The 23,603-nt window shown below is 47.5% G+C and carries 20 protein-coding genes, 1 rRNA gene and 1 riboswitch; of the genes, 4 read left to right on the top strand and 17 right to left on the bottom strand.

Translation table 11 applies throughout. The annotated features are described in order from the left end of the window. Positions 1-45: 45 nt before the first annotated feature. The 3 genes from purH to purM form a co-directional block, all read right to left on the bottom strand. Positions 46-1,593, bottom strand: coding sequence for a bifunctional phosphoribosylaminoimidazolecarboxamide formyltransferase/IMP cyclohydrolase (purH, locus tag PAHA3_RS18425; protein WP_062836214.1), 1,548 nt, complete (start codon positions 1,591-1,593; stop codon positions 46-48). A gap of 294 nt (positions 1,594-1,887) precedes the next feature. Next, positions 1,888-2,505: a phosphoribosylglycinamide formyltransferase gene (gene purN, locus PAHA3_RS18420; RefSeq protein ID WP_062836213.1), complete on the bottom strand. Its 618-nt coding sequence runs from the start codon at positions 2,503-2,505 to the stop codon at positions 1,888-1,890. Continuing rightward, positions 2,505-3,545, bottom strand: coding sequence for a phosphoribosylformylglycinamidine cyclo-ligase (gene purM / locus PAHA3_RS18415; protein ID WP_062836212.1), 1,041 nt, complete (start codon positions 3,543-3,545; stop codon positions 2,505-2,507). The genes purN and purM overlap by 1 nt, the downstream gene beginning before the upstream one ends. Before the next feature lie 127 nt (positions 3,546-3,672). On the opposite strand from purM, the gene PAHA3_RS30520 reads away from it, so the two are divergent. Further along, positions 3,673-3,831, top strand: coding sequence for a hypothetical protein (locus tag PAHA3_RS30520; protein ID WP_167350913.1), 159 nt, complete (start codon positions 3,673-3,675; stop codon positions 3,829-3,831). A gap of 202 nt (positions 3,832-4,033) precedes the next feature. Here PAHA3_RS30520 and purF read toward each other — a convergent pair whose 3' ends face one another. The 12 genes from purF to PAHA3_RS18360 form a co-directional block, all read right to left on the bottom strand. Further along, on the bottom strand, positions 4,034-5,512 hold the full coding sequence (gene purF / locus PAHA3_RS18410; protein ID WP_062836211.1) for an amidophosphoribosyltransferase: 1,479 nt from the start codon (positions 5,510-5,512) through the stop codon (positions 4,034-4,036). Then, complete coding sequence (gene purL, locus PAHA3_RS18405; RefSeq protein ID WP_062836210.1) at positions 5,497-7,740, bottom strand: phosphoribosylformylglycinamidine synthase subunit PurL; 2,244 nt, start codon at positions 7,738-7,740, stop codon at positions 5,497-5,499. Before purL ends, purF begins: the two co-directional genes overlap by 16 nt. Continuing rightward, the gene (purQ, locus tag PAHA3_RS18400; protein ID WP_062836209.1) at positions 7,718-8,407 is read right to left on the bottom strand and encodes a phosphoribosylformylglycinamidine synthase subunit PurQ; all 690 of its coding nucleotides are present in this window, start codon (positions 8,405-8,407) and stop codon (positions 7,718-7,720) included. Before purQ ends, purL begins: the two co-directional genes overlap by 23 nt. A 4-nt stretch (positions 8,408-8,411) precedes the next feature. After that, the gene (gene purS / locus PAHA3_RS18395; protein ID WP_017690695.1) at positions 8,412-8,657 is read right to left on the bottom strand and encodes a phosphoribosylformylglycinamidine synthase subunit PurS; all 246 of its coding nucleotides are present in this window, start codon (positions 8,655-8,657) and stop codon (positions 8,412-8,414) included. 559 nt (positions 8,658-9,216) lie between these two features. Then, positions 9,217-10,089 carry a phosphoribosylaminoimidazolesuccinocarboxamide synthase gene (locus PAHA3_RS18390; protein ID WP_062836208.1) on the bottom strand — a complete coding sequence of 291 codons (873 nt, stop codon included), beginning with the start codon at positions 10,087-10,089 and terminating at the stop codon, positions 9,217-9,219. Between the two features lie 380 nt (positions 10,090-10,469). Continuing rightward, positions 10,470-11,768: an adenylosuccinate lyase gene (gene purB, locus PAHA3_RS18385; protein ID WP_047840491.1), complete on the bottom strand. Its 1,299-nt coding sequence runs from the start codon at positions 11,766-11,768 to the stop codon at positions 10,470-10,472. Further along, positions 11,765-12,967: a 5-(carboxyamino)imidazole ribonucleotide synthase gene (purK, locus tag PAHA3_RS18380; protein WP_062836207.1), complete on the bottom strand. Its 1,203-nt coding sequence runs from the start codon at positions 12,965-12,967 to the stop codon at positions 11,765-11,767. Before purK ends, purB begins: the two co-directional genes overlap by 4 nt. Then, positions 12,964-13,449, bottom strand: a complete 486-nt coding sequence (gene purE, locus PAHA3_RS18375) for a 5-(carboxyamino)imidazole ribonucleotide mutase (protein WP_017690699.1) — start codon at positions 13,447-13,449, stop codon at positions 12,964-12,966. Before purE ends, purK begins: the two co-directional genes overlap by 4 nt. A 193-nt stretch (positions 13,450-13,642) precedes the next feature. Then, positions 13,643-13,744: riboswitch (purine riboswitch) on the bottom strand. Positions 13,745-14,014: 270 nt separating this feature from the next. Further along, a complete protein-coding gene (locus PAHA3_RS18370) occupies positions 14,015-14,449 on the bottom strand; it encodes a universal stress protein (protein ID WP_062836206.1) in 435 nt (144 codons plus the stop codon). A gap of 244 nt (positions 14,450-14,693) precedes the next feature. Next, positions 14,694-14,957: a DUF1294 domain-containing protein gene (locus PAHA3_RS18365; protein WP_017690702.1), complete on the bottom strand. Its 264-nt coding sequence runs from the start codon at positions 14,955-14,957 to the stop codon at positions 14,694-14,696. Between the two features lie 126 nt (positions 14,958-15,083). Continuing rightward, positions 15,084-15,221 carry a hypothetical protein gene (locus tag PAHA3_RS30515; RefSeq protein WP_017690703.1) on the bottom strand — a complete coding sequence of 46 codons (138 nt, stop codon included), beginning with the start codon at positions 15,219-15,221 and terminating at the stop codon, positions 15,084-15,086. A 165-nt stretch (positions 15,222-15,386) separates the two neighbouring features. Continuing rightward, complete coding sequence (locus PAHA3_RS18360) at positions 15,387-17,516, bottom strand: DNA topoisomerase III (RefSeq protein ID WP_062836205.1); 2,130 nt, start codon at positions 17,514-17,516, stop codon at positions 15,387-15,389. A gap of 372 nt (positions 17,517-17,888) precedes the next feature. On the opposite strand from PAHA3_RS18360, the gene PAHA3_RS18355 reads away from it, so the two are divergent. Together PAHA3_RS18355 and PAHA3_RS18350 are read left to right on the top strand one after the other, a co-directional pair. Continuing rightward, a complete protein-coding gene (locus PAHA3_RS18355) occupies positions 17,889-19,823 on the top strand; it encodes an amidase family protein (protein ID WP_062836204.1) in 1,935 nt (644 codons plus the stop codon). Between the two features lie 181 nt (positions 19,824-20,004). Further along, positions 20,005-21,228: an S-layer homology domain-containing protein gene (locus PAHA3_RS18350; RefSeq protein WP_062836203.1), complete on the top strand. Its 1,224-nt coding sequence runs from the start codon at positions 20,005-20,007 to the stop codon at positions 21,226-21,228. A 172-nt stretch (positions 21,229-21,400) separates the two neighbouring features. Here PAHA3_RS18350 and PAHA3_RS18345 read toward each other — a convergent pair whose 3' ends face one another. Then, positions 21,401-22,402, bottom strand: a complete 1,002-nt coding sequence (locus PAHA3_RS18345) for a ketoacyl-ACP synthase III (RefSeq protein WP_062836202.1) — start codon at positions 22,400-22,402, stop codon at positions 21,401-21,403. 301 nt (positions 22,403-22,703) lie between these two features. Here PAHA3_RS18345 and PAHA3_RS18340 point away from each other — a divergent pair, with 301 nt between their 5' ends. Further along, positions 22,704-23,090 carry an NADPH-dependent FMN reductase gene (locus PAHA3_RS18340; RefSeq protein WP_235599500.1) on the top strand — a complete coding sequence of 129 codons (387 nt, stop codon included), beginning with the start codon at positions 22,704-22,706 and terminating at the stop codon, positions 23,088-23,090. Positions 23,091-23,432: 342 nt separating this feature from the next. Here PAHA3_RS18340 and rrf read toward each other — a convergent pair. Continuing rightward, a 5S ribosomal RNA gene (rrf, locus tag PAHA3_RS18335) occupies positions 23,433-23,549 on the bottom strand. Positions 23,550-23,603: the final 54 nt, after the last annotated feature.

The raw sequence follows: 23,603 nt of genomic DNA, 5'->3' as shown, positions 1-23,603 counted from the left end.
GTCATTAACATGACAGGCGACACCCCTTATTAAACCTTTTTCGTTCTAGTGTTTGAAGTGACGAACGCCTGTGAAGACCATGGCAATTCCGTATTCATTTGCTACTTTGATGGATTCTTCGTCTTTGATCGAACCACCCGGTTGAATCACTGCTGTAATTCCGGCTTTTGCTGCCAGTTCCAGCGTATCACCCATTGGGAAGAATGCATCGGATGCCAGAATAGCACCTTTTGCTTGCTCGCCAGCTTGCTCAATCGCAATTTTGGCTGCACCCACACGATTCATTTGTCCAGCGCCCACACCTACTGTCATGTCATTCGCAGCAAGTACAATTGCGTTGGATTTCACGTGTTTAACTACTTTCCAGCCAAACAACAGCTGTTTCAATTCTTCTTCCGATGGTGCACGATCCGTTACCACGTTCAGCTCGCTTGTTTCAATGGAATGCACATCCGACTGTTGCACGATCATACCACCGTCGATGGACGTTACCACGAATTGGCTTTCCCGTTTACGAGCAGCATTCAACTCACCCGTTTTGAGCAAACGAATGTTTTTCTTCTTCGTCAGAATATCGAGAGCCTCTTGCGTAAAATCAGGAGCAAGTACGATTTCCAGGAAAATCTCGCTCAATTTGCCTGCTGTATCGCTGTCGATAATGCGGTTTGCTGCCACAATGCCACCAAAGATAGACGTTGGATCTGCAGCATATGCTTTGCTGTAAGCTTCATAGATACTTACGCCAATGCCCACGCCGCATGGGTTCATATGTTTAACCGCGACAACGGCCGGTTCTTCAAACTCTTTCACAATCTGCAATGCTGCGTTCGCATCGTTGATGTTATTGTAAGACAACTCTTTGCCATGCAATTGCTCGGCTGTTGTCAACGTATCTTGAGCAGCCAGCGGTTTGCGGTAGAATGCCGCTTGCTGGTGTGGATTTTCGCCGTAGCGCAAATCCTGGAGTTTTTCGTAAGTAACCGTCAGACGCTCTGGCAACGGATCACCGTTCAGGTTGGAGAGATAGTCAGAAATAACTGCATCGTAAGCCGCTGTATGGCGGAACACTTTTGCCGCAAGCCGTTTGCGTGTTTCGAGAGTGGTGTCGCCATTGCTGCGAACTTCTTCAAGCACCTTGCCGTAATCTGCTGTGTCAACAACGACACTAACAAAAGCATGGTTTTTGGCAGCCGAGCGAAGCATCGTTGGACCACCGATATCGATGTTCTCGATCGCATCTTCGTACGTCACATCCGGTTTGGCGATGGTATCTTGGAAGGGATACAGGTTTACGACAACGAGGTCGATATAATCCAGTCCGTTCTCTTCCATCTGGCGCTTATGCTCTTCGCTGTCACGAACAGCCAGCAACCCACCATGAACTGCAGGATGCAAAGTTTTGACACGTCCGTCCATGATTTCCGGAAATCCGGTCACATCCGAAATTCCGATGACAGGTACGCCTTCCTTCGACAACAGGCTGCTTGTACCTCCTGTCGAAATAATCTCCACACCCATTTGCGACAGCTCGCGGCAAAAGTCCACGATGCCTGTTTTATCCCATACGCTGACCAGCGCTCTTTTGATACTCACAATATGCTCCTCCTTTAATGTCCCATGGCTTCGCGTTTCCTGACGAAACACAGCCGATTTATTTCCCGAGAAATATCACAAAATGCGTACCAATATTCGACTTCTGTTATATAAGTGGAACCAAGATGTTTACACGGGACACTCCGATGACAGAACAACCTTCTAATCGCTGTTATCCCCAGATTTTTTGATTCCCTTTTCTTAAAGGGAAAATCCGGTGATAAAGGCGAACGCGTTGCTTTTTCAGGTTTTTTCTGTCCTCTCCGTTAATGTGTAAAAAAATTTCAACTTATATCAAACCGTTTTCTGTACTGTGACGTGACGTCCGTCTAATTGAACCAGACCTTGGGCGAACCAGGATACCACTTCAGGGTAAAGCTGCTGCTCGGCAGCATGAATGGAACGACTGATTGAATCAGAAGTATCTCCTGGCAAAATAGGAACGGGATGCTGGGCAATAATCGGTCCGGTATCCATGCCTCCGTCCACAAAATGCACGGTCACACCCGTAACTTTCACACCGTATTCGAGAGCCTGTCCAATCGCGTCCTTACCTGCAAATGCCGGTAGCAAGGACGGATGAATATTAATCAACCGCCCTGCGTAACGATCCACCACAACAGAAGTCAGCAATCTCATGTATCCCGCAAGAACAACCAAGTCGATCTTTTTGGATTCAAGCACTTCCACGATCTCTGCCTCATAGGCTTCACGGGAAGCATAATTTTTCGGAGTAAACAGATGACAATCCACGCCTGCGTCCTGTGCCCGCTGCACAACGCGTGCAGACGGTTTATCACATACGAGCAGATCTACAGATGCATCCAGCCCACCGTTTCGTACTGCATCGACCAATGACTGAAAGTTGGACCCTTCACCCGAGGCAAATACAGCTATGCGGTAGTTCGCCATTAAACATCCGCTCCCGTGAAGGTTACTCGCGCATCTCCTTCAGTAACACGGCCAATGATGTACGCTTCTTCACCAGATGTTTTCAGTTGTTGTAGCGCTTCCGTTGCATCTGCTTCATTAACGACCAGTACAAGCCCAACACCCATGTTAAATGTGGTGAACATGTCACGGTTCGAGACAGCTCCCTTTTCCTGTAACAGGTTAAAGATCGGCAGGATCGGCCAAGAGCCGTAGTTAATATCCACATTCACGTTGTTTGGCAACATACGTGGGATATTCTCGATGAAGCCGCCACCTGTAATGTGTGCCATGCCTTTTACTTTTACCTTTTCCAGCAGGGACAACAGGGGTTTAACATAGATCTTCGTAGGTTCCAGCAGGGAATCACCCAGCTTACCACCGAGTTCCGCTACTTCATCATGCAGATCAAGTCCCGCATCTTCCAACAAAAGTCTGCGTACCAGCGAGAATCCATTACTGTGCACACCGCTAGAGGCCAATCCAATTACTGTGTCGCCAGGGGCGATGGTTGTGCCGTTGATAATCTTCGCTTTGTCCACGATGCCCACCGTGAATCCGGCAATATCGTATTCGCCTTCACTGTACATGCCCGGCATCTCAGCCGTCTCGCCACCGATCAGCGCACAACCAGATTGATGACAGCCTTCAGCGATTCCCGCAACAATAGCTTCGATCTTCTCCGGAATGACTTTGTCACATGCCAGATAGTCAAGGAAGAAGAGTGGTTCTGCACCCTGTACCACAATGTCGTTCACACACATCGCTACCGCGTCGATTCCGATGGTATCGTGACGGTCCATGGCAAATGCAATTTTCAGCTTGGTGCCTACACCATCCGTACCGGATACAAGCACCGGCTCATCGTATTTATCTTTGTTCAAACCGAACAGGGCACCGAACCCACCCAGATCTGTCATCACTTCCGGACGGAAGGTACGCTTCACGTGTTTTTTCATCCGTTCAACCGCTTCATTACCTGCCGCGATATCGACGCCGGCCTTTTTATATGCTTCAGACAAGTGGAATCATCTCCTTTTTTTTCGCCCCACCTAAATCCTCCCGCCCGGGAGGACCCCATAGGACCTTGGCAGGCCCTCTGGACACCCGCCAAAAAAGCGGTGCAGAGGTGGCTGGTGTGATCTTGCTATGGTTGATTCGTGCGTGATCTCGCGGGATTGTTCGCCGATTCCGTTGGCTGCAAGCCATCGGTCAGCGAACCCCGCTCAGCTACGCTGCGGGCAAGCCCGCTGGGCAGCTGCTTCGCCTGGCTGCCTAGCCCCTGTTGCTCCGCAAGGCGGGGCTTAAGGGCTCGGGCCAGGCCCGTGGCAGCTGCTTCGCTCGGCTGCCTAGCCCCTGTTGCTCCGCAAAGCGGGGCTTAAGAGCTCGGGCTATGCCCGGGGGGCAGCTGCTTTGCCTGGCTGCCTGGCCCCTGTTGCTCCGCAAGGCGGGGCTGAGGGCTCGGGCTACGCCCGTGGCGGCAAGATACATTTGTCTTGCCACATAACAGCTAGCAACTGCAGCCGAATTTTTCCTCGCCGCCAAAGTCGAGGCGGGTTGGGTAATCATTATCAAAACATGCGAGGCAAAGCCCGCCTTTGGGATCATCCTGATTATCTCCCTGAATCGATGCTATCAGTCCATCCGGACTGAGGAACGACAGGGAATCCGCATTGATTTCACGGCAAATTTCTTCCACCGACAGTTGTGAAGCGATCAATTCACGGCTATCCGGGGTATCAATGCCATAGAAACACGGGTTTTTGAAAGGTGGTGATGTAATGCGCACATGGACTTCCGTTGCTCCTGCATCACGAAGCATGTTCACGATCCGCCGGGAAGTTGTTCCCCGTACAATGGAATCGTCAATCATAACCACACGTTTGCCTTCCACAACGCGACGCACAGCGCTCAGCTTCATCTTCACGCCCTGCTCCCTTAATTCCTGGCTGGGTTGGATAAACGTACGTCCGGTGTATTTGTTTTTGATCATACCCATCTCGTACGGAATACCCGTTTGCTCCGCATAACCAATGGCCGCTGAAATACTGGAATCTGGTACCCCCGTAACCAAGTCCGCATCCACAAACGACTCAATGGCCATCCGGCTTCCCATCCTTTTACGGGCCGCATGCTGGTTCGCACCATTCATGTCACTATCCGGACGAGCAAAATAAATATATTCCATTGCACATAATGCCTTGCGGTGTTTGTGATGATCAAAGCGATCCTCGTGCAGACCATCTGCATCCAGAACAAGTAGTTCACCCGGTTCAATATCACGAATTAACTCTGCGCCGATCGTTTCAAGTGCACACGTCTCGGATGCAAACAGATATGCATCTCCCAGCTTACCCATCGTCAGCGGACGAAGTCCGTGCGGATCGGATGCTACGAGCAACTTGTCATTGGTCATGATCAGAAATGCATAACCGCCAACAATGCGCTGGAATGCCTCTTTTGCCGCTTCCACAAGCCCTTTGGAGGATCGTGCAATCAGATGCGCAATAACCTCGGTATCACTCGTTGTTTGGAAAATGGAACCGCTCTGCTCCAGCTCGCGCCGGATCGTTGGTGCATTCACAATGTTACCGTTGGTTGCTACTGCCAAATCGCCATCACGGTATTTGAATACCAATGGTTGTGCGTTCGTCAGTTTGCTGTCACCACTTGTTGAATAACGGACATGTCCAATAGAAATATCCCCGGTCAACGTCTGCATCAGGTCTTTGGTGAATACTTCCTTCACCAGACCCATACCGCGATGATAGTTAAACTGGGTGCCATCACTCACACACATGCCTGCACTTTCTTCGCCCCGATGTTGCAACGCATGCAGTCCATAATAGGAGAGCGAAGCCGCGTCAGGGTGTCTGAACACCCCGAACACACCGCATTCTTCTTTCAATTTATCGAGTCCTTCCTTGCCGGACCCTTCATTATAATAATCGCCTGTCCACAACGGTCCTGTCGTCAGTTCATGAGACATGGAATCGCATCCTCCCAGACCTGAGCCAAACCTCCTACAGGTTCGCTCACGGCTGATGTTCCGTTCAGTTCAATCGTCAGGTTACTTCCTTCTACACGTCCAATCACAGCTACAGGTACACCGCGCTCACGTACAAATGCTTCAAGTTTACCCGCTTGCTCTGGCGTAGCCGACAACAAGATACGGGATTGGCTCTCACTGAACAAAGCGTGATCTGCACGCAGTGCAGTCTCCAGATTCACCTGTGCTCCAACATTACCGCTGATACAAGACTCTGCGAGTGCAACAGCCAAGCCGCCTTCAGACAAGTCATGTGCCGAGCGAACAAGACCGGATTGGATTGCTTCCAGCACTGTGCTGAGCAACGCTTTTTCCGTTTGCAAATTCAGTTCTGGTGGACGACCTTCCGTCTGACCATGAACCGCGTATTGCAGCTCGCTGCCACCCAGTTCAGCTTTCGTTTCACCGAGGAGGATGATAACATCACCTTCGGATTTGAATGCTTGTGTCGTGATATGATCCGTATCATGAACGAGACCTACCATACCGACAACTGGCGTTGGATAGATGGAGCCTTTGGCGTTTTCGTTATACAAACTTACGTTACCACCGATGACCGGCGTATCCAGCACACGACAAGCTTCTGCCATACCGTCTACTGCTTTCTCCATTTGCCAGAAAATATCCGGCTTCTCCGGGTTACCGAAGTTCAGGTTGTCCGTGATCGCCAGCGGCTCAGCACCGGAACATACAATGTTACGCGCTGCTTCACTTACGGCAATCCGTCCACCAACTTCAGGATCAAGGTACACATAGCGTCCATTACAGTCCGTTGTCATCGCGAGACCTTTGCGTGTGCCACGAATCGTGACTACGGCTGCATCCGAACCTGGACGAACGGCAGTGCTTGTACGCACCATGTAGTCGTATTGATCATAAATCCATTTTTTACTTGCTACTGTTGGTGAAGCCAGCACTTGTTTCAGTGCTCCGCCGAGATCCGACACTTCGTCGTAACGAAGCGTGTCGATGGAAGCACTTTGCTCGTAGTATGCAGGTACCGAAGAAGGTTTGTCATAGACTGGACATTCGTCAACCAAAGCCGTTACCGGCATATCTCCGACCACTTCGCCGTGGTGGATCAATTTCAAACGACCATCATCCGTTACTTTACCGACTTTCGCACAGATTACGCCCCAACGTTCAAAGATTTCCATCGCCTGCGCCTCATCCTTCGGCTCAACGACGAACAACATCCGTTCCTGGGACTCGGACAACATCATCTCGTAAGGCGTCATGCCTTCCTCACGCTGCGGTACCTGATCCAGATACAATTCCAGACCGTTACCCGCTTTACTTGCCATCTCTGCACTCGAACATGTCAGACCCGCAGCGCCCATATCCTGAATTCCGAGCACGATGCCCGTGTCGATCAATTCCAGACAGGATTCCATCACCAGTTTCTCCATAAATGGATCACCAACCTGAACGGCTGTCCGTTGGGACTCGGATTCTTCTGTCAATTCAACCGATGCAAAGGTTGCTCCATGAATACCATCACGGCCTGTTGGCGGCCCAACATAATACACAGGGTTACCTACACCTTTAGCTACGCCGCGCTGGATCTTGTCATGATCAATCAGACCCACACACATGGCGTTAACCAGCGGATTGCCTTCGTAGCTCTCATCAAACATCACTTCGCCACCAACGGTAGGGATACCGATACAGTTACCATATCCGGCAATACCCGATACAACATGCTCGAACAAATATTTAACCCGATCGCTCTCCAGCTTGCCAAAACGAAGGGAGTTCAGTATTGCTACCGGTCTTGCACCCATGGAGAAAATATCACGGATAATACCGCCCACACCTGTTGCCGCACCTTGATAAGGCTCAACCGCGGAAGGATGGTTATGGCTTTCAATTTTGAATACAACGGCCTGGTTATCACCGATATCCACGATACCGGCACCTTCACCAGGTCCCATCAGGACACGTGGTCCAGACGTTGGGAAACGGCGCAGCAATGGCTTGGAGTTTTTATAAGCACAGTGCTCGGACCACATTACACTGAACACACCAATTTCCGTGTAGTTTGGCTTGCGCCCCATGAACTCACAGATCAGCTCGTACTCGCTGTCAGATACGCCCATTTGTGCGTAAAGTTTATGTTCTGCGACCTGTTCTGCTGTTGGTTCCTTAGCGGATAGCTGCTGCGTCATGCCGATCCCTCCATGCTTTCAAAATAGATGTAAACATACGTTTGCCGTCTTCCGAACCTAGCAGTGAGTCCACTGCACGCTCTGGATGCGGCATCATGCCGACCACGTTGCCACCCTCGTTACAGACTCCCGCAATATCACCCAGGGAACCGTTCGGGTTGTTGCCATACGTAAATACGATCTGGTTGTTCGCTTGCAGACTCGCGAGCGTCTCCTCGTCGCAATAATAGTTGCCTTCGCCGTGAGCAATCGGGATGATAATCTCTTCGCCTGGTGCATAGTCACGTGTAAATGGCGTATCTGCATTCGCCACTTTCAATACTGTATCGTGACAACGGAATTTCAGGGAAGTGTTGCGGATCAATGCACCTGGAAGCAATCCCGCTTCGGTCAGGATTTGGAATCCGTTGCAAATACCCAAAATATATTTACCTTGTTCAGCAGCTTTCGCTACCTCGTTCATTACCGGTGCAAAGCGGGAAATCGCTCCGCAGCGCAGGTAGTCACCATAAGAGAAACCACCCGGAACTAAAATACAATCATAAGCCGATAGATCTGTAGCCGTGTGCCATACATAATCAACCTCTTGCCCAATGGCATCTTCCACTGCCTTGTAACAGTCGATGTCGCAGTTGGAGCCAGGGAACACAAGAACTGCAAATTTCATGAGATTAACCCTCCAATTCGTAGCGGTAATCTTCAACAACGGTGTTGGCCAGCAGCTTCTCACACATGACTTTCAATCGTTTCTCCGCTTCCGCACGATCTGTTGTATCCAGGTTCAATTCCATGACTTTACCGATCCGTACACTTTCCACTTCGTTGAATCCCATGGAATGCAGGGCTCCTTGAACAGCTACGCCTTGCGGGTCGAGTACGCTTTGCTTAATAGTGACATATACGGTTGCTTTGATCATGATCCTTGTGTTCCTCCTCAGTAATGAACGGGATAAATGCTTTATGCTGTTAAAAATGGGGTGTGGTGCTTGCTCCGGGGCGGATTGTTCTTTCCGGTCGCTTGTTGTCCCCAGGTTTTTTGATTGTTTTGGCCCGCTGTGCGGTCAAAACCCGGGGACAAAGGCGAACGCTATCGCTCCTTCAAGAACAATTCCGCCCCTCCGCTAGTCCTTGCGACGTTTTTTAAAGGCCTAAACCTTTTACGTTGCACGGTGTGTAATGGTCGAGACTGACCATTCCTTCAAAACAGTGAATGGCGAATGGTCTTTAAGTTACTTTAGTAATTAGTAATTTAATTCTCTTAATTTTTCAGGCTTCCCCTGCCTGTGGGAAGCCACCGCTCTTAATTGCCTCACCCACCAGTTTGAACACTGGCGGAGGGAAAGATTTGAGCTAGAGAAACGAAGTGCTCGCCTTTGCAACCGGAATGTTTCCTTTTGAAAAAAGGATTCCAATCAAAACATTCCGGGGGCAACAGCGATCGAAAGCCAAACTTTCCCGCAGCTTACTCAAACTTTATTATTTCGTTAAACGGTTATAAATATCGACGTATCTTGCGGTTGTTGCTTCTACTACCTCTTGTGGGAGTGGATCGGGTTTGCTGTTCTTGTCCCAATCGGTTCCGGCGAGATAGGTGCGCACTGGCTCTTTATCCATGCTGTCGATCTCGATGTCGAGTTCGTAATTCTCTTTGGCCCAGAAGCGTGAAGCATCTGGAGTGAAGATTTCGTCAATCAGGATGACCTTGCCATCCACGATGCCGAACTCGAATTTGCAATCTGCCAGAATGATGCCACGCTGATCACAGTAATCACGGGCAAATTCGTACAGGCGCAAGCTTTTTTCCTGAAGCTCAATTGCGAGTGCGTCTCCCACCAGTTCTTTCATGCGATCCATTGGGATGTCTTCATCGTGACCAACATCGTTTTTGGCTGCCGGGGTGAAAATGGGAACTTCGAGCTTGGCGTTTTTGCGAAGTCCATCAGGCAACTTGATCCCGTTCACTTCTCCGCTTGTCTCATATTGTCTCCATCCACCACCCGTGATGTATCCACGTACAACACACTCAATATCAATGCGTTCTGCTTTGCGGGTTACCATGATGCGGTCTTTGAGCAATTCAGGGTCTGTGATGAGATCACCCAGTTGATTCACATCGGTATGAACGACGTGATTCTCCATCATGTCACCTGTCAGTTCAAACCAGAAGCTGCTGAGCTTATTCAGTACGTTTCCTTTCTCGGGAACTGCCGGGTCCAGCACGTAATCAAATGCCGAGATACGGTCCGTAACCACGATCAGAAAATGTTCACCCAGATCGTACAATTCACGTACTTTTCCTTTATATAACAGAGGTGCTTTAACGAGATCTGCCGCAGTGGACAGTGCCATGGGCTCACCTTCTTTCAGGAGATGTAAAGTATACGTCCAATTCCCCTCTTCACGCGGGGCCACTCCGAATGCAGAACAACCTTCCGATCGCTGTTATCCCCAGATTTTTTGATTCCCTTTTGCAAAGTTAAAATCCGGGGATAAAGGCGAGCGCTTTGCTTCTTCAGGTTTTTTCTGCCTTCTCCGTTCCAGCGTGAACACATAATCAACCTATACTTTTAGGGAGTAAAACTTGTTCTAAATTTGATAAAGGCGCAGCGTATGCTTCCGAAGTAGCTTTCTTTCAGAATGTTTTTAGCTTCGCTCCTTGAGCTTGTTTCTGTCCTCTGCGTTCCCTGCTAGTCCATCATTCTGTGCTATAGCCTTATGGGAGTTATATATTAATCGTTCAAGCCGAGCTTTTTGAAGATCGTGTCTACGTGCTTCAGGTGCCATGACGGGTTGAACGCATCTGCGATTTCTTCTTCGTTCAGTACTTCCGTGATTTCCGGTGTGGATTTCACGATATCCTGGAACTGACGTTGCTCTTCCCATGCTTGCATCGCACGTGGTTGAACGGTATCGTACGCTTGCTCGCGGCTGAAGCCTTTGTCGATCAGCTTTGTCATGATGCGACCGGAGAATGGTACCCCGTAGGTGCGCTCCATGTTGCGTTTCATGTTCTCAGGGAATACCGTCAGGTTCTTCACGATGTTACCAAAACGGTTCAGCATGTAGTTCAGTAGCATCGTTGCATCCGGCAGAATGATACGTTCAACGGAAGAGTGCGAAATGTCGCGCTCATGCCAGAGCGTTACGTTCTCGTATGCCGATACCATATGTCCGCGAATAACGCGGGACAGACCGGAGATGTTTTCACTACCGATTGGGTTACGCTTGTGCGGCATCGCGGAAGATCCTTTTTGACCTTTAGCAAAAGCTTCTTCCACTTCACGGAATTCACTCTTCTGCAGTGCACGTACCTCTGTAGCAAACTTGTCCAGGGACGTTGCGATCAACGCCAGTGTAGCCATATATTCCGCATGACGGTCACGTTGCAATGTTTGAGTCGAGATTGGCGCTGGCTTCGTGCCCAGCTTCTCGCAGACAAACTCTTCGACAAACGGATCGATGTTCGCGTACGTTCCTACCGCACCTGAGATTTTGCCGTATTGTACATTGTCTGCTGCATGACGGAAACGCTCCAGGTTCCGTTTCATCTCTTCATGCCACAACGCCATTTTCAGACCAAATGTCGTAGGCTCCGCATGCACGCCGTGCGTACGTCCCATCATTGGTGTGTGCTGATAAGCCAGTGCTTTTTCGCGAAGAATTTCAATGAAATTCACGATATCTTTTTCCAGAATCTCATTCGCTTGACGCAATACATATCCCAGAGCCGTATCCACGACATCTGTAGAAGTCAGTCCGTAGTGCACCCATTTCCGCTCCGCACCCAGACTTTCAGATACCGTACGTGTAAATGCGATAACGTCATGACGTGTTTCCTGTTCAATTTCATAGATGCGGTCGATGTCAAAAGATGCATTCTGACGAAGCAATGCTGCTTCTTCCTTAGGGATTACACCCAGTTCGGCCCACGCCTCACATGCACAAATCTCAACTTCCAGCCACGATTGGAATTTGTTCTCTTCTGTCCAGATGGCTCTCATTTCGGGTCTGCTATAACGTTCAATCATGAATTTGTATTCCTCCAGAGATTAGTTTGTTTAATCCATTGCAATCCTTCTTCAACATCTTGACAAAGCAGATTCACATGCCCCATCTTCCGTCCTGTTTTCGCTTCGGTTTTACCATATATGTGAAGCTTGGGAATCACACCGAGTTCTATCGCTTCTGCATCAGGTTGCCCTGTTCTTGCGATAATGCCTTCCAGATGCTCTCCAAGCACATTGACCATAACAACCGGACTCAATAACGAAGTGTCCCCAAGTGGTAATCCGCAGATGGCACGGATATGTTGTTCGAACTGAGAAGTCGCACAAGCTTCCATCGTATAGTGACCAGAATTATGCGGTCTTGGTGCCAGTTCGTTGACGTACAGTCTTCCATCCGCCGCTACAAACAGTTCCACAGCCAGCAACCCAACAGCCTTCATTGATTCTGCTACCGCTGCTGCCAGCTTTTGAGCTTCAATCTGGATGTCTGCAGCAACTCTAGCCGGTACGATTGACGCATGCAAAATGTTGTTCACATGAATATTCTCCGCTGGTGGGAACGTCTTGATCTCCCCATTTGTACTACGCGCTACAACGACAGATATCTCGCATTCGAACTTAATGAATTGTTCCAGCACCAGTTCCGCACCTGTAGTTGCAAGTTCTTCGTATGCGGCAACAGCCTGACTTGATTCCCGGATTACCCGTTGGCCTTTGCCATCATAGCCTCCAGTCACCGTCTTCAGTACGCAGGGCACTCCAAGTTCGCTTACAGCAGCAAGCATTGTATCCGCACTTGTGATTCCCCGATAAGGCGCGACCCTCACTCCGGCGGCTTCGATCGCACGTTTTTCACGCAACCGATGTTGTGTGGTGTACAGTAGCGCACTTCCTTGCGGAACGTAAGACTCACGCTCGAGCAGCCCAGCGACTTCTGCATCCACATTTTCGAATTCATACGTAATGACATCGCATTGCCGAGCGAGTTCGAGTGCAGCTTTGGCATCATCATATCCAGCTTCAATCTGACGAGCAACTTGTCCACAAGGTGCATCCGCAGCGGGATCAAGAGTAACGAATCGATACCCCATTGCCGTTCCTGCCAGCGTCATCATACGTCCGAGCTGTCCGCCTCCAAGAATGCCGATGGTTGTTTTCCCGGGCAGCAGGACATTTTTCAGCTCTCCTGCCGCACCCGACTGTAAACCTTCTCTAGTCATAGTTCTTCACTGCTTTCGAGTACTTCTTGTTTGATGCGCTCTCTTCGAGCTTCAGAGCGACGTTGGACATCCGGGTCAAATGCACCGATCATCTGAGCAGCGAGCAGCCCTGCATTGGTAGCCCCCGCCTTACCGATTGCAACGGTTGCAACGGGAATTCCGCCAGGCATCTGAACAATGGACAACAAGGAATCGAGACCATTCAATGCTTTGGATTGAACCGGAACGCCAATGACTGGGAGCATCGTTTTGGCTGCAACCATACCAGGTAGATGTGCCGCCCCGCCTGCGCCTGCAATGATCACCTTGAATCCTCGATCAATCGCCTGCTCTGCGTATTCGAACATCAAATCCGGTGTACGATGGGCTGAGACAACCTTTTTCTCATAACCAATCTCCAGTTCATCCAGAACCTCGCACGCATGCTTCATCGTTTCCCAATCCGACTTACTGCCCATAATTACAGCGACTTGCAGTGACATGAATACATCCAACTCCCGTCTGAGCTTTTTTGATTACACTTGCTAATAAGGAATTCATTTTACGTGTGAAATGAAAAAATCCGCTACCCGCGAAAACATCACATTTTCTCCGGACACCGGACTCCAAGAAATACGTATCCCTCATTTGGGCATGCCAAAAGGGGGCTTGCTGTCCGCATCTGGTTGCATGCGACTCTCAGCCGTATCTCCTCGTAGTCCGGAAATTTACGGTTCCCGGGTAGATACTTCCGGGCCCTATTCCCGGCGTTATACGAGCAAATATCTATTCAAACCATCTTGATTCATTTTGATATATCTTGTTACACATTTCGTTCCTACTCGACCTTATTCTTACCTGATCGACACATCTAACATTCTAACAATCCCCTACAGCTAATGTCAACTTAAAGACGAACATTTAACATATTGACAAATATAATGTTCGGGAATTGCTTCATTAATTTCGCTTAGTCATCCATTTCATCCCATAAAAGAAAGCCGGCTCCTCTTCAATCTCTCGAAGACAACCGGCTTTTTGCTCTCTAGTGCATGCACACTTCATTCACTATTTTACGATCAGTACTGGAACCTGAGCATGCTGCACCACATTATGACTGACACTACCCAGGACAAATTCACGAATTCCGCCTAGTCCGCGGCTACCAATGATAATGATATCAGAATCATTTTCTTTGGCAAAATCAAGCAACACTTCCGCAGCTGCTCCTTGAATCAGGTCTACGTTGGCCGTTACACCAGCAGCCTGAATTCGTTCTTTCGCTTCATCCGTCGTCTGCACCGCCAGATTGTAATAGTCATTATTAAGCGAAGGCGGCAATGGAGCTAACCCTTCACCAATGAATACACGCGGGAAATCAAAAGCATGAATAACATCCAATACAGCATCCGGGGACACTTTAGCTAGCTCAATCGCACGATCGAGTGCTTTATTTGAAGCTTTGGAACCATCATAAGCCACTAATATTTTGGAAAATAACATGTGAATCCCGTCCCTTCCTTTATATGTAGAGCACGCGAAGCAAGCTTCGGTCTGACATGCAATAAACTAACAGAACCATATAACTCCTTAAACATCCCGGAGTCACTATGAACCATTTATACGAATGAATTTACATATCAAACAAATTAAAGATACACCTTCACTTCAGCGTAAGTCCAGTTCGATATCTCCAATCCTACAATTGAAAACACAGAAGGAATGGTTACGTACGTGTTCCATGTGTTCATTGAATAAAGTAACCATAGATTACGGCATTCAGGAACAACAACAACGGAATGCCAATGGTGAAGCTGGGATGTTTGGTTTTATGCCTTTTCCGATACATCGCGATCCAGACTCCCAAAGCACCACCAATAAACGCAAGCAAAAACAACGTCCGTTCAGGTGTACGATCACGACGTTGCTGTGCACGCCTCTTATCATCCGACATCACCAGATAACCAACTACATTAATAAATAGAAACCACAATATAAGTCCGGTTTGCATATAATTCTAGCGATCCCCCTGTCCCGGGACATCTCCCTGTCTCCATTATAATCCTCATTAGAGACATGTTCAACGCACCGGTAGGGAACCGCAAGTTTGTGTAAGAATGGTAACCTCGCGCTGACTCTAGGACTCCTGTTTGGGAATACCGTTCAGGCTTGGCGCTCTTTTGGCTGCTTTATCCGGACGCACAGCGATACTCTCTTCCCGAATACTGTCTTTGTTTTGCTGATTATGGATTTTCTCTGGTTTGTTATGCGGCATGTAGGTATCACCTCCTTGGCTTACGTTGCCTGAAAACGAAGGATCTTATACGACTTCACATAGATGAGTAGAGAAAAGTTATAATCAGTCCCTTTTGGAGTAAATGAGTACATCATTCGTATGGCTCGTACCACACGAGGCACGATCTCAACTACCTCAAGCGTGTTACTGCCCTTTTTTCTCCATAGCCGCCTTCAACAGATCCCCCAGATTGGAGCCAATCGACTCTTGCTTCGCATACTGCTTCACCAATTTTTGCTGATCGCGTTTGTTCACATGCTCTTTGTCCTTATCCAATGTTTCTGTAATACCACAAGGAAGACACTGCACGTATAGTCCCGCCTTACCTTCTTTGATTTCCATCTTTTTGTGGCACTGCGCACAACGACGATTGGACAATCGTTTTTCTGCCGAACGACGATATCCACAGTCCTCCGTAGGACATACAAGAAACTTGCCACGCTTGCCCTTCTTCTCCAACAACCGTGCATTACAGTCCGGGCAATGGCTATTGGACACATTATGTGGCTTGTACTCTGCTTTGCTGCCTTTGACCGTTGACACCAGCTCTTTCGCCATGGATCGGATACTATCCAGAAACGGCCCCGGTTTTCCTTGCCCACGAGCAATTCGCTCTAACTCAGCCTCCCAGCGAGCAGTCAGATCCGGTGTACGAAGCTGCGGAGCAGCCAGTTCAATCAACTGTTTTCCTTTACCGGTTGGATGCATGCTGTTGCCTTGACGATCAATGGTATCGGAACTGACCAGCTTCTCAATGATATCCGCTCGTGTCGCCGGAGTGCCCAGTCCATGCTTCTCCATTTTGGAAAGTAAAGCAGCTTCGGTATACCGTTTGGGCGGCATCGTTCGTCCACTTTTAATATGGCAACGCTGAACCGTCACGGACTGTCCTTGCTGCACATCAGGCAAAAGCGCACGCTCATGGTCTGCTGCATCGTCAGCACGGTCATCGTCATCATCGCTGTAATCACCGCCGTATACTTCACGCCATCCACTTTCTTTCACCGTTGTACCTTTGACATGGAAGGAGTCGTTACCCACCTGAACCGTGATCGCAACCGAATCGTACTTCGCTGCCGGATAGAACAGGCTGATATAACGACGTACGATCAGATCGTACAATTTGCGTTCCTCTGGATTCAATTGATTCAGAAGCACCGTCTGTTCCGTAGGGATAATTGCATGATGATCGGTCACTTTGCTGTCGTCCACAATACGTTTGGTGATATTCAGATTCTTGCGCAGCAAAGGTCGTGCCAAAGACGCATAGGGCCCAATGGCTACACTGTCCAGACGTTCTTTCAATGTGGCTGTCATATCGGAAGTCAGGTATCGGCTGTCCGTACGTGGGTACGTTACAAGTTTGTGTTGTTCATACAGACGTTGCAGGACATTCGATGTTTGCTTTGCAGAGAAACCATATTTCCGGTTGGCATCCCGTTGCAGTTCCGTCAGGTCATATGCCAGTGGATGTGGCTCCACCTTCTCGCTTTTCTTCACTTGGGCAATCGTTCCTTTGCGCCCGTCTACCCGTTTCTTCAATTCCTGCGTTTCCTGAGGGTCAAAGATTCGTGAATCTCCCCCATTTGCCCGCCACACAGCCTGAAAACCTCCTAAATCTGCCGTTAACGTCTCATACTCCTGAGAGCGGAATCCGTTAATTTCACTTTCTCTGTCCATAATCATGCCCAAGGTCGGAGTTTGAACCCGTCCAGCTGACAACTGTGCATTGAAACGAACAGTTAGCGCACGGGTCACGTTAAGTCCGATCATCCAGTCAGCTTCAGCCCGGCAACGTGCAGATTCATAGAGAGAGTCGAACTGACTGCCTGGTTTCAGCGATGCAAAACCGTCTTTGATCGCCTTATCTGTCTGGGATGAAATCCACAGACGTTTAAAAGTTTTTTTCCACCCCGCCATCTGCATGATCCAACGGGCCAGCAATTCTCCCTCACGTGCTGCATCCGTCGCAATGACCAACTCGCCCACATCCTGACGCTTCATCAGCTGCTGCACTGCTTTATACTGATGGTTGGTTTCCTTAAGCACCTTCAGCTTCGTACGTTCTGGCAGAATGGGTAGGTCTTCCAGATTCCATGTTGCATACTTCTTGTCGTAATCCTCCGGTTCAGCTAATCCAACCAGATGTCCAAGCGCCCAGGTAACGATATATTTCGGGCCTTCCATATAACTTTTATGTTTATCACGCGCACCCATAACTCTGGCTATTTCGCGTGCTACAGATGGTTTTTCTGCGAGTACCAATGTCTTCACTTCATATCTCTTCCTCTCTGTAATGCCTTATGTCTCTTCTATTCCTATCTTTTCATTATATCATTTCATGGTAAAGGTATGCTCTGTCATCTCTCTTTCCTAATCTGTTTGCATCATGTAACCTCAATGATTAATCACAATGTCGTATGTATGTCACATTTTATTACACATAGGAGATTAGTAGTTTTCCTGAGTACACGGAATCAGAAGCATCAATAAGTATTAACACGGTAAAGTATTGATGTATACGTTTTTTTGGATAAATATAAACATTGTAAGTTTACCTAACATAACTATACAATGTGTCAAAAGCATAGAAACAGAATCGCTGCTACAACACATCAATGAGACACAGGAAGGGAGCGTGGATGCATGACTTATCATGGATCTGTATTGAAAAAAAGTGGAGCTTTGTTACTGGCGGGAGCTGTTGTTGCCACAACATGGGGAGGAACGGTACCTTCGGCATCAGCTGCATCGGCAACGCCTACGAGTAAAACAACAGTTGCTGCGGTATCCAAAGGCAAAGCCCCTGCTACTCCGGCAGCATTTATTCAGGCCATGGAAGAAGCGGCTACACTTGCAGGTGTTCCTTTTACCATGGACAAGCTCTCTGGCACAACCGTACAACGTAAAGATGCTGCGGTCGCCTTGCAACAATGGCTCGAACTTGATTCGACTTCCGAATCATTCAAGGATGTCCCGGATGAAGCCACTTTCGCAGGTGCTGTTGGTGCATTGAACACTGCGGGATTGATGAAAGGTTATACGGAATCCCTCTTCCTTCCAAACGCTGTACTTACGGAGAATGACCTCTCCATATTGAAAGATCGCATTTATAACTACATAAAACCGTTTGTGCTGGAGGAAGCAACCATCATGGATCTCCAGGCTGCAATGACGCAAGGAAAACTGACATCAAAAGAGCTGGTTCAGAAATATCTGGACCGCATTGAGAAATACGATGATCAAGGTGTAAGCATCAACGCCGTATTAACCCTGAACCCGGATGCACTCCAAATTGCGGAGCAATTGGATGAAGAACGTGCAGCTCAAGGTGCTCGCGGACCTCTGCATGGCGTTCCAATTCTGGTGAAAGACAATTTTGATACCAATGACATGCCTACAACCGCAGGCTGTATCTGTCTGAAAGATTCCATCCCTGCTCACGATGCTGAACAAGTGAAGAAACTCAAAGCAGCTGGCGCCATTATTTTGGGCAAAACGAACCTGCATGAATTCGCATTCGGCATCACGACATCCAGCTCATTGGGTGGACAAACGCTGAACCCTTACGCCCTGGACCACTATCCAGGTGGCTCAAGTGGTGGAACAGGTGCTGCCATTGCATCTAACTTTGCCGCAGCCGGCATGGGTACAGACACTGGCGGTTCGATCCGAATCCCGTCCAGCTTTAACAGCCTTGTGGGTATCCGCCCAACCATCGGACTGTCCAGCCGTGAAGGCATTATCCCATTGGCTTTGACACAGGATGTAGGTGGACCTATGGCTCGTACGGTTAGTGACGCTGCAATCATGTTGGATGCTACAGCCGGATATGATAAAAAGGATGTCGCTACAGCTTACGCGGTTGGAAAAATCCCTTCCAGCTATACAGACTTCTTGGATGTAAACGGACTGAAAGGTGCACGCATCGGTGTCGCCACAGAACTCATCCCAAGTACCAAAGCTGAAGAAAAAGCCGTTGCTGACGTGATCAACACCGCTGTGGAAGAACTGAAGACACTAGGCGCTACCGCAGTTCCCATTTCCATCCCGAACTTGACTGAGATCAACAAATATCCAAGCCTTAGTGGATATGAATTCAAGTTCCAGCTAAATGACTATCTGGACTCATTGGGCGCAGATGCTCCCTATCACAGTCTGTCCGAGATCATCGCTTCCGGAGAGTTCGACAAATCTCAGGAGCAATCCATGAAGACTCGTGATGCACGCCAAACATTGGAGACTACCGAATACAAGGACATCGTCCTGAAACGTACCCAAGTTACACGTGAGTCACTGCTGAAAGTTATGGCAGACAATAACCTGGATGCCATCATCTATCCTACATCTACACAGGCCGCTGGCGTGATCGGCGAAGGTCAAACATCTGGTGGTAACAACCGTCTGAGTCCATTCTCCGGCTTCCCAGCGATCACTGTACCTGCCGGTTTCACAACCGATGGATTGCCAGTAGGTATGGAATTCCTGGGTCGTGCCTTTGATGAAGGAACCTTGATCAAGCTAGCTTATAGCTACGAACAAGGAACTCATCACCGCCAAGCTCCTAAGCTTACGCCGTAAAATGTTTATGGGATTAATATAAGTTTGAACACCAAAAGTACACCTCGTTCATGTAATCCATGAATGAAGTGTACTTTTATTAAGTTTGCTCTGTTATACAATTAAAAATTGATCTTACCATCCTTTGTCGAATACAATAAATAGGATGTGATTCTAATTTTCATTACCATAGGAGGTTCGAATGAGGTATCCAAAGTGGAGTATTTTCATTATTATTCTGACTCTCAGTTTATCACCGTTCACTACGTCACTAGCAAACGCAGCTTCAAGTTCCAGCAAATATGAATGGGCCAAACCATCTGTTGAATTTATGGCATCTCATAATGCCATGCAGAGCTTTAAGCAAGAAGAGAAGAATTTAAGCAAGAATGTGTCAAAAGCAGAACTTACTCATATGATTCATCTTTTATTTAAAGAGTTCCGAGTAGATAGTAGTACAAATGTAGAAATTCCTGGTGTTCCTGCAAAAAGTACATATTATCCAATTTTTAGAGACGTATACGGAAGTATACCTAGTAATCCCTCAGGATTAATTGCAGCAGCAGATACAATCAATTACCACAATGAGACGTTTACATATCAACCCAACAAGATATTATCTCGCTGGGACTTATTAATTACACTAAATACTCTTTTTCCGGATATCGGCCACTCCGTCGATGAAATGTCAGAAAAAGAGGCACTCACCAAGCTGCAAAAATTCAAGGATATTCCTAAAAGATATTTTAATTCCTATGATACTTATGAAAAATGGAAATATGCTTACCAGCCATTAGCACCCGAATTTGGCTTTATTAAATCCAAAAATGATAATCACTTAGGTTCCGACCTTGATTATGTAAAACGAGATGCTCTGCTCGGATTCTCACAGGTGGGCATAATGAAACCTAATTCAAAAGGATACTTTTATCCGAATCAAAAGGTAACTTTAGCCGAAACGGCAGTGATTCTGCATCGGATTTATAAGTACTATGGTGGAACAGGTTATAAATATCAGCCATCTAAGGATGAACTAATTCCGAATGGAACTCTTACCTACTTCTATAGAAATCAAGTAAGCGGGCTGGGTATGACGGATGACTTCGCTCTGGTTAATGCGGATGACTCTCCAGCGTTGTATCTTGCGATTAAAGCTACTGAACCAGTAGACCTTAAGATCACTTTGAACGGTGAAAGCATCACTTATCCCTATGAGCGACTAAACGTTCTCAATGCACCAGTTATCATACCATTTGACGGTGCGTACTATGCCGAATTTTATCCCATCTTGAGAAGGACAGGCAAATTGGTTGGAGACCATGAGGCTATTGGAGAATTAGAATCTTATGATGAAATAAATTTAGAATATTTTTTCTCCGATCATTGGACCGACTTTAATGAATTTAATAAGCTTTGGGAGGATTAAACATTAAGTTAAGGGTATGACTCGATCACTTGAGTCATACCCTTATTATCTTGTCTTTGACAGACACCTATCAACGATTTATCTTTGATAGGGTTAAGAAAAACTACATTCAAGCCACTCTTAGTTGGTTGGCTATTCCTTATCACACTTACTCATCGACACTTTACTGCCACTACTCCTTGTCGGGTACACCCCATTTAAGAACCAGACCGGAATAGGTCAGTCCTCCTCCAAAACCGAACAGCGCAACATGTTGTCCATACTTCAACTTCCCTTCATCCACTGCAATCTGCAGTGCCAGCGGAATGGAAGCAGCAGATGTGTTCCCACGATACTCAACACTGGTTAAAGTACGGTCCAAGGGAACCGGTCCACGTTCGCAAACAGCCTCAATCATTCTCATGTTAGCACTGTGTGGGACAAACCAGTCAATCTGCTCAGGGATTAATTCAGCTTTTGCTATTAGTTTACCCAGTTGCTCTGGAATCGTCCGTACAGCCCACTTATAGATCTCTCGGCCATTCTGAACTAAACAACCTTCGCCCTGTAAAGGCACACCATTCATCTCTGAAGACAAGCCACTCTTATAGAGATGTACACCGCCTTCTCCATGTGTACCTGATATGGCTGCCATAAAGTCACCTTCTGCAGCTGCTGATCTCTCCACCAAGAAGGCTCCTGCTCCGTCACCAAACAATACACAAGTCGTGCGGTCTGTATAATCCGTAATTTTGGATAATGTCTCTGCCCCAATAACCAGCACTTTGCGGTACATTCCACTGGTCACCAGACTGTCCGCTAGCTGTAGCCCATAGGTAAAACCTGCGCATGCAGCATTTAAATCCAGTACGCCAGTGTGTGGGATCTTAAGATTAGCCTGTACTCTGGATGCCGTACTTGGAAAAGCATATTCAGGTGTACTTGTAGCCACAAGGATCATATCCACATCTTCTATACTTACTTGGTAACGACGTATCATGTCTTCTACAGCCTTCGTAGCGAGGTCAGATACAAACTGATCTTCAGCTGCAATTCTCCGTTCTCTCATACCTGTACGCTGTACAATCCATTCGTCACTTGTCTCGACCAACTTCTCCAGATCAGCATTCGTTAATATTCGATCCGGTACATACGTCCCCATTGCCGTGATGGTTGCCTTAGATTGATGATTCATACCGGTAGTCACCTCATTTGTTTTTTTATTATTATAGCACCAAGTCTTAGTACTTGGTACTAATTTTGAAAAATATTTATTACGATTCTCTCGCGAGTTGTTTATTTTAAGTGATCTCTTCATCCTATTACCCATTCAAATAGAAACTATCGCGTGCATTTCTGATGAAGAAATGTGGATATCACCCGGTTAACATGAAGCATGCCTTAATAAATTGCGTTTTCTATAGACAGCTCATTCCAACAAGAGGAAAATAAACAGATTGCCCTACATTACTAAAGAATAGAGATGAACTATACCCATGAAAAAAGAATTAAATATCCTTGCCATTTCCGGAAGTCTGCGCAATCAATCCTCCAATACGTTACTAATGCACGCCATGATTAAGCTGGCTACTCCTAACCTTAGGTTTCAAGTATATGATGGATTAAATGATCTACCGCATTTTAACCCTGACCTTGATATCGAAGAGGGCCCTGTACCCGTGCAGAATTGGAGAGAGCGATTGGAGCATTCGGACGGAGTTCTTATTTGCACGCCTGAGTATGGAAATGGAGTTCCTGGTGCCTTAAAAAATGCATTAGATTGGATTGTATCTTCTGGAGAATGGCTCAATAAACCCACCATTGTAATCGCTGCTTCCCCAAACCCCATGGGAGGTGACAAAGCCGATGCTTCTTTATGCTGACCCTAAAGATGATTAATGCGCAAGTATTACAAGAGGGCTGCTTAACCATTCCTTATATTACATTGAAAATGAACAAAGAAGGCGTCATCATTGATTCCAAAACCCAGCATGCTTTGCAGAAATCCCTTACAATCCTTGAGGAGGCTTGCATCCTAAAAGGCTAGACAGACGCTGCACTTAAATCCATGATGAGAAATGAACAATTTAAAGTTATTTAGTATTCTCATAAATATTGAAATAAAAAAAACAGCCTGGTGAATAACCAGGGCTGTTAAGATATATATAAGCATTTAGAAAAAATGAAAAAGACACACTCGATATCATCAAGTGTGCCTTTATATTGCTTGGCGGCGTCCTACTCTCCCAGGACCCTGCGGTCCAAGTACCATCGGCGCTAGAGGGCTTAACGGTCGTGTTCGGGATGGGTACGTGTGGAACCCCTCCGCCATAGCCACCAAACGCGGTGCTTACATTTCAGAGATCGTTCTCTGAAAACTAGATTCGAAACGAAAC

Origin of the sequence: Paenibacillus amylolyticus (genome assembly GCF_001570725.1) — a bacterium.
GTDB lineage: Bacteria > Bacillota > Bacilli > Paenibacillales > Paenibacillaceae > Paenibacillus > Paenibacillus amylolyticus_A.
Note: the sequence above shows the minus strand (reverse complement) of the source record. Positions and strands in the feature narration are given on the sequence as shown.

Bases quoted from the DNA above. Each gene is read 5' to 3' on its own strand.
- PAHA3_RS18390 (WP_062836208.1), bottom strand. From the start codon at position 10,089: ATGGCACTGTCCACTGCGGCAGATCTCGTTAAAGCACCTCTGTTATAT.
- PAHA3_RS18340 (WP_235599500.1), top strand. From the start codon at position 22,704: ATGAAAAAAGAATTAAATATCCTTGCCATTTCCGGAAGTCTGCGCAAT.
- purN (WP_062836213.1), bottom strand. From the start codon at position 2,505: ATGGCGAACTACCGCATAGCTGTATTTGCCTCGGGTGAAGGGTCCAAC.
- purL (WP_062836210.1), bottom strand. From the start codon at position 7,740: ATGACGCAGCAGCTATCCGCTAAGGAACCAACAGCAGAACAGGTCGCA.
- purF (WP_062836211.1), bottom strand. From the start codon at position 5,512: ATGTCTCATGAACTGACGACAGGACCGTTGTGGACAGGCGATTATTAT.
- PAHA3_RS18370 (WP_062836206.1), bottom strand. From the start codon at position 14,449: ATGTTATTTTCCAAAATATTAGTGGCTTATGATGGTTCCAAAGCTTCA.
- PAHA3_RS30520 (WP_167350913.1), top strand. From the start codon at position 3,673: ATGGTTGATTCGTGCGTGATCTCGCGGGATTGTTCGCCGATTCCGTTG.
- purK (WP_062836207.1), bottom strand. From the start codon at position 12,967: ATGACTAGAGAAGGTTTACAGTCGGGTGCGGCAGGAGAGCTGAAAAAT.
- purQ (WP_062836209.1), bottom strand. From the start codon at position 8,407: ATGAAATTTGCAGTTCTTGTGTTCCCTGGCTCCAACTGCGACATCGAC.
- purB (WP_047840491.1), bottom strand. From the start codon at position 11,768: ATGATTGAACGTTATAGCAGACCCGAAATGAGAGCCATCTGGACAGAA.
- PAHA3_RS30515 (WP_017690703.1), bottom strand. From the start codon at position 15,221: ATGCCGCATAACAAACCAGAGAAAATCCATAATCAGCAAAACAAAGAC.
- PAHA3_RS18365 (WP_017690702.1), bottom strand. From the start codon at position 14,957: ATGCAAACCGGACTTATATTGTGGTTTCTATTTATTAATGTAGTTGGT.
- PAHA3_RS18350 (WP_062836203.1), top strand. From the start codon at position 20,005: ATGAGGTATCCAAAGTGGAGTATTTTCATTATTATTCTGACTCTCAGT.
- PAHA3_RS18345 (WP_062836202.1), bottom strand. From the start codon at position 22,402: ATGAATCATCAATCTAAGGCAACCATCACGGCAATGGGGACGTATGTA.
- PAHA3_RS18355 (WP_062836204.1), top strand. From the start codon at position 17,889: ATGACTTATCATGGATCTGTATTGAAAAAAAGTGGAGCTTTGTTACTG.
- purS (WP_017690695.1), bottom strand. From the start codon at position 8,657: ATGATCAAAGCAACCGTATATGTCACTATTAAGCAAAGCGTACTCGAC.
- purE (WP_017690699.1), bottom strand. From the start codon at position 13,449: ATGTCACTGCAAGTCGCTGTAATTATGGGCAGTAAGTCGGATTGGGAA.